Origin of the sequence: Thalassospira sp. B30-1, assembly GCF_015767575.1 — a bacterium.
Classification (GTDB): Bacteria; Pseudomonadota; Alphaproteobacteria; order Rhodospirillales; family Thalassospiraceae; genus Thalassospira; species Thalassospira xiamenensis.
The window spans coordinates 4343420-4355841 of the sequence record NZ_CP065232.1; the positions used below are offsets into that span (position 1 = coordinate 4343420).

A 12422-nucleotide genomic window follows, 5' to 3' on the forward strand; every position below is an offset into this window, starting at 1 on the left:
CCGCTGTATGGAGGCAAAGGTAGGCAGCACCGACGCAAAGGTCAAGCGCGTTACAGTCTCATGATGTGTTCGGGCAGCTCGACCATCCATGGTCCGTTGGTCCAAAGGATGTAACACCGAATGTTTTTATCCGGGTACATCTGGCCCAGTGCCGCCTTGTAAATCGACATCTGCCGACGATAGGCACGTGGTGTGCCCTCGACATCGCGTGGGGGCGGCCGATTTGTTTTAAAATCAACGATCATGACGTCGTTTTCACGCACCACCAGACGGTCAATCTGGGCGGAAACGACGTCTCCGCCGACAATGCCAACCAATGGTACCTCGGCCCTTGATCCCGTATCAAACACCGGCGCAAATTCGGGATTTTCAAAGATCGCGATTGTTTCACTGGTGATTTCACGCTGCTGGTCTGCATCAAGCGCATGCACCGGCTGGGCAAGGAACCGTTCGGCGGCATCCCGCCTTTTGGCTTCGGGCAGGTCGGGCAACAGTTCAAGCAGCTTGTGAATCAGAAGCCCGCGTTTGAAACTTTGCCCCTGATCCCCGCCCAACGGAGATTGCACAGAGGGCTCTTCTTCAAGCGGGCGGCTGGGTGCCAGCGGTTTTGGCGGGAAGGCTTCGGTCGGCGCGATGTCGCGAATCAGAACGCGCGTGGACAAATCGGCGGTGCCGGTCGCGGCAGTGACCTTGTCTGCCCGAGGCGCTTCGCGCTGATCGGTTTCCCATACCCAACCGTCGCCCGACCAGCCGGACCCCGAAAATTCCGTAAAATCGAATGTTTCGGAACTCGCATAGCCCTCCATCGCCTGCTGACACAGATTGTACCAGCAATGATCGGGTGCCTTGCGCTTGCCCTGCCAGCCGCAGATATAAAGCCGGTCTTCGGCGCGCGTCAGCGCCACATACAGCAGGCGGTTATATTCCTGATCGCGCTTCACCGCGATGCCATCACGCAGACGCGAAACCACATCGGTTTCCAATGCCACACGTGGCAGCCAATACATCAGGTCGCGATCTTCCTGCCAGAACAGGTTGGGCGCCTGTGTTGGTACCTGCATGGTATCGGGCAGGAATACGATGGGCGCCTGCAGGCCCTTGGCCCCATGCACCGTCATGATCCGGACCTCGTCACGGCCGCTTTGTTCAAGGTCACGCTTGATTTCGGCGTCGCCTGCCATCAGCCAGTGCAGAAACCCCTGCAAGGTCGGCGCATGATCGGCTTCGTAGCCCATGGCAAGGTTAAGGAATTCGTCAATCGGGTCGTTTGCTTCGATCCCGAGCCGCCCGACCAGACGTGCGCGCACCCCGCGCGCATCATCACCGCGCCCACCCAGAAGTTCGGCAAACAGTTCGAACGGACGTTCGTAATCCACACGTCCCAGCCATTTGAACAGGAATTCATAGGCCGAAAGGAAGGCCGGATCGGCATCATCACTGCCTGCCTTTTCGCGCAAGGCAAGCCAAAGGGTGCGCGGACGGTTATGGGCAATCGCAAACAACTGATCATCGTCAAACCCGATCAGCGGGCTTTTGAGGACCTCGGCCAATGTCAGGTCGTCTTCGGGCATCAGAAGAAACCGGCCAAAGGCGATCAGGTCCATCACGGCAAGCTGATCGGTGATCTGCATACGGTCCACACCGGCAACCGGAACGTTGCGTTCCTTTAACGCCTTGACGACCTCGTCGACAAAGGCCGTCCGACGTCGCACCAGGATCATGAAATCACCTGCCCGCACCGGACGTCCGCGCGATGTCAGTTCCTCTCGGGTGTCGATTGCATGGCGGATACGCCCGGCGATTACCCGCGCAAGGCGGATTTCCGGGTCCTCAAGGCGCACGATACGGGTTGGTGGGGTCCACGGGTCCTCGGCGGCTCTTTCCTGCGGTTCGACCGCCGGCCACAATTCGATCCGACCGGCCTGCCCGACACGGAACGGACTGTGACTGACATCGGCACCATCATCGCCCACCCCCTGTTTCGCGATCATCCCGGCAAAAACCCGGTCCACCGTGCCCAGCACGGCATCGGTTGAACGAAACGATATATTCATCGGGACTTCGCGCCATTCGGCTTCGATTTCGCGCGCCCGTTCGCGGAAATAGGCCCGCATCTGGGTGAATTTTTCGGGATCGGCGCGCTGGAAGCTGTAAATCGATTGTTTCGCATCCCCAACGGCAAAGATTGTCCGTGGCTTTTCATCATGCTGCCCGGCACCGGCAAAGAATTCCTCTGCCAGAATACGCACCACTTCCCATTGTTCGGGGTTGGTGTCCTGTGCCTCGTCAATCAGGATATGATCAAGACCTTCGTCGAGTTTGAACAAAACCCACCCGGCAATCCCGGCCTGCTGTTGCAATAACTGCAGACTGGTCAGGATCAGATCGTCATAATCAAGGCGGGCATGCAGCGCCTTTTTCGCGGCATAACGATCCAGCATCGCATTGCCGATACGGATCAGGGCCGATGTGGCACCGGCCAATGCGGCGGCTTTGCGCAAACGGTCAATTTCGATCAGACGGGCACATTCGGCCTCCAGCGCATCGGCCCCCATCGGATGGTTTTCGGCGGCTTTTTTCGTGATCAGTTTGGCACGCGGTTCTCCTGCGGCGGTAAAGAAGACACCGCGATAATCTGAAAACACCGCCAACCGATCCTCGATACCGGTTTTTTCAAGGAATTGGGCCAATGCGGGCACACGATCCTGATCGGTTTTGGTGCCCGCCTCAAGTGCGGCTAATCCACGCATCAGCCCATCCCGATCAAAGGCATCATCGGATAGGGCCTTGCGCAGGATATCATCCTCGCTTTGGCCGTTGGGAACGCCAAGTGCCGCATAAACCGCATCGCGCATGCGTGCCGCACCGCCATGGCGTATCAGCATGCGTTTCAACCGGCCGCGTTCACGCGCCAATTCGCCCATGACCTCGCCAAAGGCACCTTCGCGGACCTGTCCGGTCACGACCGACAGGGCATCAGCCAGATCGTCATCCCGGCCATTTCGGGCAAAGGCCAGTACTTCTTCCTGAACGTCGGCCATGGTTTCGGCCGCAGTACGGTCATCCATGATTTCAAAATGCGGTGCCAGCCCGGCTTCGAGCGGGAAACGGCGCAGCAATGACTGACAGAAGGCGTGGATCGTCTGGATTTTCATCCCGCCCGGCGCATCAAGAACCGATGCAAACAGGCGGCGCGCACGGCGGGTTTCATCAACGCTTGGTGCCGTTCCGGCCAGTTTGAAAAGATCGTCCTGAAGTTCACGATCTTCCATCGTTGCCCAATGACCCAGCCGTTCATTGACGCGGTTGGCCATTTCCGCCGCGGCGGCCTTGGTAAAGGTCAGGCACAGGATGCGATGGGGCTCGGTCCCCGACAGCATCAGGCGCAGTACCCGATCCGACAGAACCTTGGTCTTGCCGGCACCAGCCGATGCCGACACCCAGACCGAGGCCATCGGATCGGATGCATTGCGTTGCAGGATATTGGGATCGGTTCCGCGAATTTCGGTCATGCGTCGCGCCCCCCATTATCTTTGCTGTCCTCTTGCTCCGTATCCTCGCTGCCCATCCATTCGCGCAGGCGTGCGAGATGAACATAATCGGAATATTTTGGCGCATGATCCGGGTGCGGCACACTCAGGTAAGGTGTATTTTCGTCGTCAAATGCGGTGGCAAGTGCATTGACCCCGGCCACCGCATCACGCGCAAGCTCCGCCGGGGTGGTTTTCATGCGTTTGGTATCAATCTCGCGGATTTCACCTGCGGGGTCGCCACCGGAAAGCTTCCAGAACGCCATGGAAGCCGGTGGACCGGCCGGGACATCCTTAAATCCGCCGTTCTGCGCAATCGCGGCCTCAAGCGGCAATTGCGGAGCAAAGCCATTGGCAACGTCCGTCTGACTGGGCGGCATGCCGGTTTTATAATCAATGATCGCGATCCCGCCATCGCGCAGCATGTCAATCCGGTCCGCACGGGCATAAACTTCGAACCCGGTCGCGGTTTCAAGCGTACCGGATTGTTCGGTATAGGATCTGCGCACATGATCCCGGCGTGCTGCCTCCGTCTGGATGAACCAGCGGGCAATCCTCTCGAACCGTGGCCACCAGAACGCCCAAAGGCCGGGCCGGGCCGCAAGCGGTTTGAACACCGCCCGCCCGATCATGATCAATTCCTGTTCGCCATCCGGTGGCAAATGATCCGGGTATCTCGAAATAAACTGATCAAGAGCATCATGGATCAGGTTGCCGTAATCCGCCGCACCGGGATCTTCGTCCACCCCGTCAAGTTTGCGCAAACCAAGGATATGCCGGGCATAGATCGCATACGGATCACGCATCCATGTTTCAATCTGGGTAACCGACAACCGTTTTGGACGGGCGGAAACCGGCGGCGTTGGTGCCGGACGGCCAATTTTGCGGCGCATGTCATCGCGCGGTTCATCCAGCAGATCGGCCAAGGCACGCCATGCATGGGCATCCGGCTTTTCCATTGAAACGCCCGACTTCCGAAGAATGTTTTCAATCCGTAACAACCAGCGGGACGGCACAGTTGGCGTGCCTTCAACGCGCAGCGCACGGGTCATGACCACATCAGGCGCACAGAAAAGCTGTTGAAAATCATGGGCGGATTGCCCGACCCGATGTTCAGGTGCCGGAAGGCCGAAATTACGCCGCATCGGGCGGCTCATCCAAGGATCGGCCCCGGCCTCGGGCGGCCAGACACCCTCGTTCAAACCGCCCAGAATGGTCAGATCGGCCTGCTGCATCTGGGCTTCGACCGTGCCCCAGATAAACAGGCGCGGATGTTTGCCATAACGCGGACGCACCGCACGATCAGCCATCAAGGCATCCAGAAAGGCTGCATACCGGATACCCGGCATCGGAACGAAATCTGTCAGGGCCTGCAATAATTCGTGGACGAAATCAGCCAGGGCTTCGCCCGCTTCGCCACGCCAAAGCCGTTCGGCACCATCCTGCACGTCGCTTGCGGCAAGGGCTTCGGCGGCCATGATGTGACTGCGCAGGGCCCCCACCGGCGAGATCGATTTTTCATCCATCAGATCGAGCAAAGGCGCAAGACTGTCTTCAAACCGGGAAATCAGATCGGAAAGTCGCGCATGATCATCGCGAATACGTTCGATCCGCGGGGCCGCGTTATCCGCCCCGGACGCGGTGATGCGATCAATCGTCTCATCGCGCCAGCCATCCAGCGCCACCTGCAAGCCGTCCAGCCCCGGACCGGGACGCGCGCCACGCAAAACATACTGTTCCATTTGCCGGGCCAGGACACGGAACTGTTCCGGCGGAAGCCCCGCCGCACTCAGCGGATGTTTCAGAAGCTCCAGCAAGGGCACCGGGGCAAATTGCTCCTGCACGGCGCGCACGACAAGGCGCAAATAGATTGCGGGCGCTGTGTCATGCAACGGAATGCCTGCGGAATCATCAATTTCGATTTCCCAGCGACGCAGTTCCGTGGCAACACGGCGCGCCAGGCCGCGATCCGGGGTTACCAGAGCACAGGTTTTACCGGGATGTTCCAAGGCGTCGCGCATCATAAGCGCAATCGTCGCGGCCTCTTCGCGCGCGCCGGAGCAGTCAACCCGCAGAACGCCATCCAGAATTTCTGGCGCGAAATTGGCGATATGGCGCCATTGGTCGGTTGTTTGCGCCGGGCGCAGGGCCTCGCGCGTCAATCGTCGGCGTTCTTCATCCTGCGGGTACGATTGCGGTACCGATGGCCAGATCAGGACCGTCCCCGGATCACGCCCGATATGGCGCAACGTTGTCCCCAAAAGATGTTGCGGGTGGGTGGCATCCTCGTTAATCGCCTGCCAGTCATCACGCCCCAACCCCGTCATCAGGCCGGGCAGGACCACGCGCCCCCGGGGCATTGCCAGCACAGCCTTCATCAAATCACGCAATGCCGGAAACGGGCCGGTTGACCCGGCAATGATCACCGGTGCGGCCGGCGGGTTATCGCGCCAAAGATCAATCTGGGCGGCAATCAGGGCATTGCGGCGCATGGCCCGGTCACTGACCTGATGGGTTTCCAGAATGGCCGGCCAGTGCAAGGTAAGGATTTGCAGAAATTCCAGCGTCAATTGCCAATGTTCGGCAAATTCGGCAGGCACCAGCCCCTTAAGATCATCAAATTTGCAATTTTCGGTCTGTACCTGATCAAGAAACCGCGCCAGTTCCCCGGCCAGACGGGCGGCCTGATCCGCGGTTGGTTTATCACCCTTATGATCGGGCCGGTTCATGATCAGACGGGTTAGCAGCAGTTTTCGTTGCAAATCCGGAATGGATGGCGGCAGATCAAGGGCCGCCTGTTCGCCGCCTGCACCATAAATCGCCAGTTCGTCCTCGTCAGCCTCGCCCAATGCGCGGATGGTCGGCAGCATGGTCACCGCCCCATTCGACTGACGAAGGAACGCATCGCGCATTACCTTTGCCGACCGGCGATTGGGTACCATCAGGACATAATCAGGTAAGGCGACCGGCTCTGCTGCGGTTTCCGCCATCAACTGTTTTGCGATCAGATCGGCAAATGCAGCGCCCGGCGGAATATAAAACAGGTTTTCAGGCTGTGCCGCCGGTGCGGCAAAGTGATCGGCGGCGTCCATATAATCGAACAGATCCGCCATCAACCGCCCCCGGCTTTGGCTGCTTTTGCCATTCTGGCGGCACTTTCATGCGCCAAAGCGTCTGCGATGACGATTTCGGCATCGGCCAATGCTTCTGGCGTGCCGATATGGAAATAATCCCCGTCATGAACCAAACCAAAGCAGCGCCCCGATGCCAAAGCCTTGTCGTAAACCAGATTTGATGAAAACGCGCCATCAGGGGTATTTTCAAACAATCGCGGCGACAGGATTTGAACACCGGTAAAGAAATACGGGGCAGACACGGCATCGCCGCGACGCTTCAACCGACCATCGACCTGCCAGAAGAAATCACCCGCACCGTCATAACCAAACGCCCCTTCGACCGGATAGATCGCAAGCAACGCGTCCATATGGTCCGGATCGAAGGCCTCTGTCAGGCGGTCAAAAAGCGGCTCCGCCCCCTCGGTCCAGAAAACATCCGCATTGGCAACCAGCACAGCCTGATCATCAAGCATTGGCAGGGCCTTTTTCACCCCACCGCCTGTTTCAAGCAAGTCTTCCTCGGGCGAGCACAGAACCCGTGGCAGGGTCCGGGTGGCGACGTGGTCGACAATCATCTGGCCAAGATAGTGACAATTCACCACCGCCTGATCAAACCCGGCATCCGCCAGTTTATCAAGCACATGATCAAGCATCGGCTTCCCCGCAACCGGAACCAGTGGTTTTGGCATGTGATCGGTGATCGGACGCATGCGTTTGCCAAACCCCGCGGCCAGGACCATTGCTTGCGCCTTTGCGGTGTTATCCCTCATCAGGATGCCCCCTGTTCGGACGATTGGCGTGCGCCGGAAAGTGACGGGGCCATTCGTGCCTCAACCGGGATATAATTTGCAATCCATGCCGCCAATTCAGGTAAATTGCGGTCTGCATCGCGCAGGATCAATTCCCAGCAGCGCGGGATGAAATCGAAATAGCGTCGTTTGCCCGCCTTGATCGCCAACCAGCCAAACCGGCCCAGTATCCTGAAATTCCTTACCATATTGCAGGCCATATATGATGTTTCGAAATCGGAATGATCCAGATTTTCGAAGGCTGCACAATAACGATCCTTCAGACTGGCTTCGAGTTCCGAACCGATATCATGCCGGACATCACGCAATAACGACACCAGATCATAGGGCCGTGGGGCGATTGCGGCGTCCTGAAAATCAATGATCCCGCAATCCTCGCCGCCCTCGTCATTTTCAACCAGCATCAGGTTATCGACGTGATAGTCGCGGTGAATGATGACCGTGCCGGTTTTCCAGCATGACGGCAAAACGCCATCAAGCATCACGTCAAAATCAATCATGGCCTGATTGCGTCGGACCGGATCGGCAATGATCAACGGCAGATAGTCATCCTTGAAGCTTTTCAGCATACGCCTGAAATTATCCGGCCCGTAAACCACCAGATCGGCCTCTGCCTGCATCCGGGCCCGCGCCGTTTTTGTATCGCAATAGCGATGCAGGTTAATCAACTGATCCACCGCCCGAAGATAAAGGGCCGGTTTGGACGCCCCATTCTGGTCGAGCGCCCGTGTAAAGGTCAGATCGCCAAAATCCTCGATCAGGACAAGACCCTGCGACACATCGCTGGCATAGATTGCCGGTACGCGCCAGCCTGCCTGCATGAACAGGTCTGTCGTTGTCATCACGGGCGCCACAGATGCCGGGCGTTCGGGATTCTCATGGATGCCGTGCGGATCAACGCTGATGGCATCAATGGGAAAATCCATCAACAAAGCGGTGCGGCGACCGTCATCCAGACGATAGTATTTCCGTGCAGAGGCGTCATCGACCAACGGCACCGGCACCACATCACGCCAGCCGTTTTTCCCAAGGAAAAGATCAATCACATCCTGTCGTGCCGCCGCATTCATGATGCAACCTCATCGAGATTTTCAATGCGCTTCTGCCAATCGGCACCGTGCGGAAGAAGCTGAAACACCCGCGCATCAATTGTTGATCCGGGTTCGATATGAATATCAAGACGATTTTCGGGCGTCAGATATTCCAGCCGGTCAGGCCATTCAATCAGACTGACGCCATCGGCAAAGGCATCTTCGATATCAAGCTCGTGGATTTCTTCGGGATCGGACAACCGATACAAATCGAAATGCCAGACAGGGATGGGAGCAAGTTCGTAAATCTGCACCAGGGTGAAGGTCGGACTGGGAACTTCTTCATGCGGATTGTTGGCCAACGCACGGATATAGGCCCGGCAAAAGGCACTTTTCCCCATGCCCAGTGTCCCATGCATCAGGATCACGTCACCCGGCTTTGCCAATGCGGCAAGTTTCCCGGCAAGGGCTTCTGTCCCGTTCTGGTCGCTGACAGTAACTGTCCTGATCATGATATCCGTCAATTGATTGCAAGCTGACCCTATTTGTAGGGTGACGGGACCATCCTTCGCAATGATTTTACGTGCAAGGATAAAGGCAACCCGCGCACAAGGTTAAAAACGGCGGGAAAGGCCGGTTTACATTGCGATAACCGGTCCCAAATGTTATCTCGCACATATATGATTCAGGCTATGAATTACCGTCGCTTTTATCGACCTGATGTTATTTGGATGGAATGAACATGTCAGACGCATCGTACAGCACCGATATCGCCATAATTGGCGCTGGCCCTATCGGGCTTTTCGCCGTTTTCGAAGCCGGAATGCTGGGGCTTAAAACACATGTCATTGATGCGCTTGATATGGTTGGCGGGCAATGCAGCGCGCTTTATCCCGAAAAGCCGATTTTCGATATCCCGGCCCATCCGCAAATTGCCGGTCAGGACCTGATTGATCAGCTGGCCAAACAGGCCGCCCCGTTCGAGCCGACCTATCATCTCGGTCAGCAGGTGATCAAACTTGAAAAGCGTGACGATGGCCGTTTCACGCTGGAAACCTCGGTCGGCACCATCATTGATGCGGGTGCGGTTGTGATTGCGGCCGGTTGCGGTGCCTTTGGCCCGAACAAACCGCCGATGGACGGCCTTGAAGATTACGAAGGCAGCGGCGGCGTTCAGTATTACGTCAAACGCCGCGCCGATTTCGCCGGCAAAAAGGTTGTCATTGCCGGTGGCGGGGATTCGGCTGTTGATTGGGCGCTTTCCCTTCATGACATCGCCGAAAAGGTCATGGTTGTTCATCGTCGCCCGAAATTCCGCGCCGCACCGGACAGCAGCGCAAAATTGCAGGCCCTTGCCGAAGCCGGAAAGATCGAGATGGTCATTCCCTATCAGCTCAAGAGCCTCAAGGGTGACAATGGCAAGCTTTCCCATGTCGTCGTTGCGACGCTTAAGGGCGAGGAACTTGCACTGGAAGCAGATCACCTGTTGCCGTTCTTTGGCCTTGCCATGGAACTGGGTCCGATTGCCGATTGGGGGCTTAACCTTGATCGCAACCATATCGGTGTGACGCAGGCCACGATGGCAACGTCGGTTCCGGGCATCTTCGCGATTGGCGATATCGCGACCTATGAGCACAAACTGAAACTGATCCTGTCAGGCTTTGCCGAAGGGGCCAGCGCCATCCATGCCGCGCGCAGCTACCTGTTCCCGGACAAGGAATTCCATTTCGAATATTCCACCACGACGGGTGTTCCGAACGAGTAACGAGCCTTGTAGACCATTCAGGAAAGCGCCCTTTATGCTAGGGCGCTTTCCGAACAAACAGGCAAGGATTCTGTGCCTGATTTTTGCTTTTTCTTCTCAGTCACGCTTCAAATTTCGTTTCCATCCAGGTGGAATACCACCTAAAGTCATTGCAGTAAATTTTCAGCAACCGGAAAATGCAATGGAAAATCCTGAGAATCCGTCCACCGCAAAACGCACACCTTTAACCGACATGCATAAACTTGCATTGTTCGGAGCCGGAACCTTGCTGTGTGGAACAATAATATTCATGTTCACACTTAATAGCGTTTTCGAAATGGCAATGCGTGGCCGCTCTGGCGGGAGCATCATGTTAACGATTGGAATGACATTGGCAATCGGTCTGCTGATTGCTGGTGGGACGGTCGTTTCAAAATGCGTATCAAAAGCAATCAAACCTATTCTAGAAGACTAAAAACCTTCAACAACAAGCTCGGCCGATTAGGGTGTTGATTGGGCCCCTTCTCTTGGCAACATTGGCGGAATAAGCCCTGATCAAAAAGGAAAAGCACACCATGCCCGCAGCCGATAAAACCACCCTTCATTCCGGCGGTTGTCTGTGTGGCGCGGTGCGCTTTTCCGTTTCTGGCGATCCGACGGGCGGCAATCATTGCCATTGCGGCATGTGCCGCAAAGACAGCGGTTCAGGCGTCTCAACCTTCGTCACCTTTCCGACCGCGACCCTAAAATGGGAAGGCAAACCGGCCGAGTTTGAAAGTTCGCCCAACCGGTTTCGCGGCTTTTGCCCGAAATGCGGATCAAGCCTTACCTGGCGGCACGGCGACTATCCCGAATTCCTTGATTTCAGGCTTGGCAGCTTCGACGACCCGACGCCCTTCAAGGCAAAAAAGCATCTATGGATGAGTACGGCCCTGCCCAGCTTTGCGGGAATTGACCCCGATATCGAACATATCGATCAATCGAGCTGATCGACCACGAATGTCCTTTTCCTAGACGGTCGGGACCGTGCCGCCATCGATGGTATATTCCGCACCATGAATCGACGACGCCCGGCTTGATGCCAGAAAGGCAATCAATTCTGCGACTTCTTCCGGCTGTGCCGGACGTCCCAAGGGGATGCCGCCCAAGGCATCAAGGATGCTTTGGCGTGCGGCTTCCTCGCTGATACCGCCGCCTTCTGCAATCCGTTCGACCATCGCCTTTGAGGCATCGGTATAAATCCATCCCGGCGCAACGGCATTGACCCGAACACCTTTGGGGCCGACTTCCTTTGACAGAACCTTGCTGTAAGTCGTAAGCGCGGCCTTTGCTGCGGCGTAGGCGGTTGTTGCGTCAAATAACGGCAAACGCCGCTGAATTGAGGAGGTATGCACAACAACACCGCTGCCACGCCTGATCATTTCCGGCACCAGACAGCGGTCCAACCGCACAGCCGCCATCAGGTTAAGGTTCAATTCCTTTTCCCAACCGGCATCGTCGATCACGGCAAAGCCACCGGACGGGTTTGACGACCCGCCCAGAACGTGGATCAGGATATCAACTCCTCCCATGCGTTCTTGTGCAGCTGCGGCGAGTTTTTCGACGCCGGCCGTGGTTGAAAGGTCCGCCTGCACATAGCAATCGCTGTCGATATCATCGGGTTTCTCGCCCCGCGCCGCCGTAAGCAGGGTTCCGCCACCCGCCATCATGCGTTCAAAAACGGCCTTTCCTGTACCTTTGGTACCGCCGGTTACAATTATGCGTTTTTGCGCAAATTCCTGCGCAGGATCTGGAAGCTGAAACATTTTCGGGTCGCTTGTTTTGTTGGGAAAGTTGCGTCAAAAATCGCGGTCGATTAGCCGATCAAAAGCTTTTCGATCTTGCCATTCGCAAGTTCGAACCGATAATCAAGTTCAATCGGACTGTTGGGGAAGTCACCGCTGACCTTGGCTTTCACCGCAAATTGTTCAGCTATATGGGCAACTTCAATCGGCTCGGCGACAAAGTTGTATTTTGCTTTGACGTCTTCCATCCATTTGCCGATTTCGGGTTGGCCGTGATGGCGTTGCTTTTCGTCTTCGACAATTGCAGTTTCATTGAAAGCCGCAACCTTCTGGGCAACGCTATTGGATGGATCAAAATATGCGGTGATCGGTTCAGGGAGTTTGATCATCTTGTTTGTTCCTGTCTGT

Annotated in this window: 10 protein-coding genes; 3 read left to right on the forward strand and 7 right to left on the reverse strand. The window is 56.7% G+C overall.

Translation table 11 applies throughout. From position 1 onward, the window contains the following. Positions 1–50: 50 nt before the first annotated feature. From addA to tsaE, 5 genes are read right to left on the reverse strand one after another with little or no spacing between them, the layout of a single operon-like run. Entirely contained in the window at positions 51–3512 is a 3462-nt protein-coding gene (gene addA, locus IT971_RS20205; protein ID WP_063092462.1) for a double-strand break repair helicase AddA, read from the reverse strand. Beyond that, positions 3509–6643, reverse strand: a complete 3135-nt coding sequence (gene addB, locus IT971_RS20210; RefSeq protein ID WP_063092461.1) for a double-strand break repair protein AddB — start codon at positions 6641–6643, stop codon at positions 3509–3511. The genes addA and addB overlap by 4 nt, the downstream gene beginning before the upstream one ends. Next, positions 6643–7416 (reverse strand): nucleotidyltransferase family protein, encoded by a 774-nt coding sequence (locus IT971_RS20215; protein ID WP_063092460.1) that lies wholly within the window; start codon positions 7414–7416, stop codon positions 6643–6645. Before IT971_RS20215 ends, addB begins: the two co-directional genes overlap by 1 nt. After that, positions 7416–8525 (reverse strand): aminoglycoside phosphotransferase family protein, encoded by a 1110-nt coding sequence (locus IT971_RS20220; protein ID WP_063092459.1) that lies wholly within the window; start codon positions 8523–8525, stop codon positions 7416–7418. Before IT971_RS20220 ends, IT971_RS20215 begins: the two co-directional genes overlap by 1 nt. After that, positions 8522–8998: a tRNA (adenosine(37)-N6)-threonylcarbamoyltransferase complex ATPase subunit type 1 TsaE gene (tsaE, locus tag IT971_RS20225; RefSeq protein ID WP_063092458.1), complete on the reverse strand. Its 477-nt coding sequence runs from the start codon at positions 8996–8998 to the stop codon at positions 8522–8524. Before tsaE ends, IT971_RS20220 begins: the two co-directional genes overlap by 4 nt. 230 nt (positions 8999–9228) lie before the next feature. Here tsaE and IT971_RS20230 point away from each other — a divergent pair, with 230 nt between their 5' ends. The 3 genes from IT971_RS20230 to IT971_RS20240 all read left to right on the forward strand — a co-directional run bounded on the left by IT971_RS20230 (position 9229) and on the right by IT971_RS20240 (position 11219). After that, positions 9229–10251 (forward strand): NAD(P)/FAD-dependent oxidoreductase, encoded by a 1023-nt coding sequence (locus IT971_RS20230; RefSeq protein ID WP_063092457.1) that lies wholly within the window; start codon positions 9229–9231, stop codon positions 10249–10251. Positions 10252–10285: 34 nt separating this feature from the next. Continuing rightward, positions 10286–10705, forward strand: coding sequence for a hypothetical protein (locus IT971_RS20235; protein WP_063092456.1), 420 nt, complete (start codon positions 10286–10288; stop codon positions 10703–10705). Positions 10706–10805: 100 nt separating this feature from the next. Then, positions 10806–11219, forward strand: a complete 414-nt coding sequence (locus tag IT971_RS20240; protein ID WP_063092455.1) for a GFA family protein — start codon at positions 10806–10808, stop codon at positions 11217–11219. Positions 11220–11240: 21 nt separating this feature from the next. On the opposite strand, the gene IT971_RS20245 is transcribed toward IT971_RS20240, so the two are convergent. Then, positions 11241–12035 (reverse strand): SDR family oxidoreductase, encoded by a 795-nt coding sequence (locus tag IT971_RS20245; protein ID WP_007088710.1) that lies wholly within the window; start codon positions 12033–12035, stop codon positions 11241–11243. A 50-nt stretch (positions 12036–12085) separates the two neighbouring features. Further along, positions 12086–12403 carry a hypothetical protein gene (locus tag IT971_RS20250; protein ID WP_063092454.1) on the reverse strand — a complete coding sequence of 106 codons (318 nt, stop codon included), beginning with the start codon at positions 12401–12403 and terminating at the stop codon, positions 12086–12088. Positions 12404–12422 lie beyond the last annotated feature (19 nt).

Excerpts from the sequence above, each read along its gene's own strand:
- addA (WP_063092462.1), bottom strand. The coding sequence starts at position 3,512 with ATGACCGAAATTCGCGGAACCGATCCCAATATCCTGCAACGCAATGCA.
- addB (WP_063092461.1), bottom strand. The coding sequence starts at position 6,643 with ATGGCGGATCTGTTCGATTATATGGACGCCGCCGATCACTTTGCCGCA.
- IT971_RS20215 (WP_063092460.1), bottom strand. The coding sequence starts at position 7,416 with ATGAGGGATAACACCGCAAAGGCGCAAGCAATGGTCCTGGCCGCGGGG.
- IT971_RS20220 (WP_063092459.1), bottom strand. The coding sequence starts at position 8,525 with ATGAATGCGGCGGCACGACAGGATGTGATTGATCTTTTCCTTGGGAAA.
- tsaE (WP_063092458.1), bottom strand. The coding sequence starts at position 8,998 with ATGATCAGGACAGTTACTGTCAGCGACCAGAACGGGACAGAAGCCCTT.
- IT971_RS20230 (WP_063092457.1), top strand. The coding sequence starts at position 9,229 with ATGTCAGACGCATCGTACAGCACCGATATCGCCATAATTGGCGCTGGC.
- IT971_RS20235 (WP_063092456.1), top strand. The coding sequence starts at position 10,286 with ATGCTAGGGCGCTTTCCGAACAAACAGGCAAGGATTCTGTGCCTGATT.
- IT971_RS20240 (WP_063092455.1), top strand. The coding sequence starts at position 10,806 with ATGCCCGCAGCCGATAAAACCACCCTTCATTCCGGCGGTTGTCTGTGT.
- IT971_RS20245 (WP_007088710.1), bottom strand. The coding sequence starts at position 12,035 with ATGTTTCAGCTTCCAGATCCTGCGCAGGAATTTGCGCAAAAACGCATA.
- IT971_RS20250 (WP_063092454.1), bottom strand. The coding sequence starts at position 12,403 with ATGATCAAACTCCCTGAACCGATCACCGCATATTTTGATCCATCCAAT.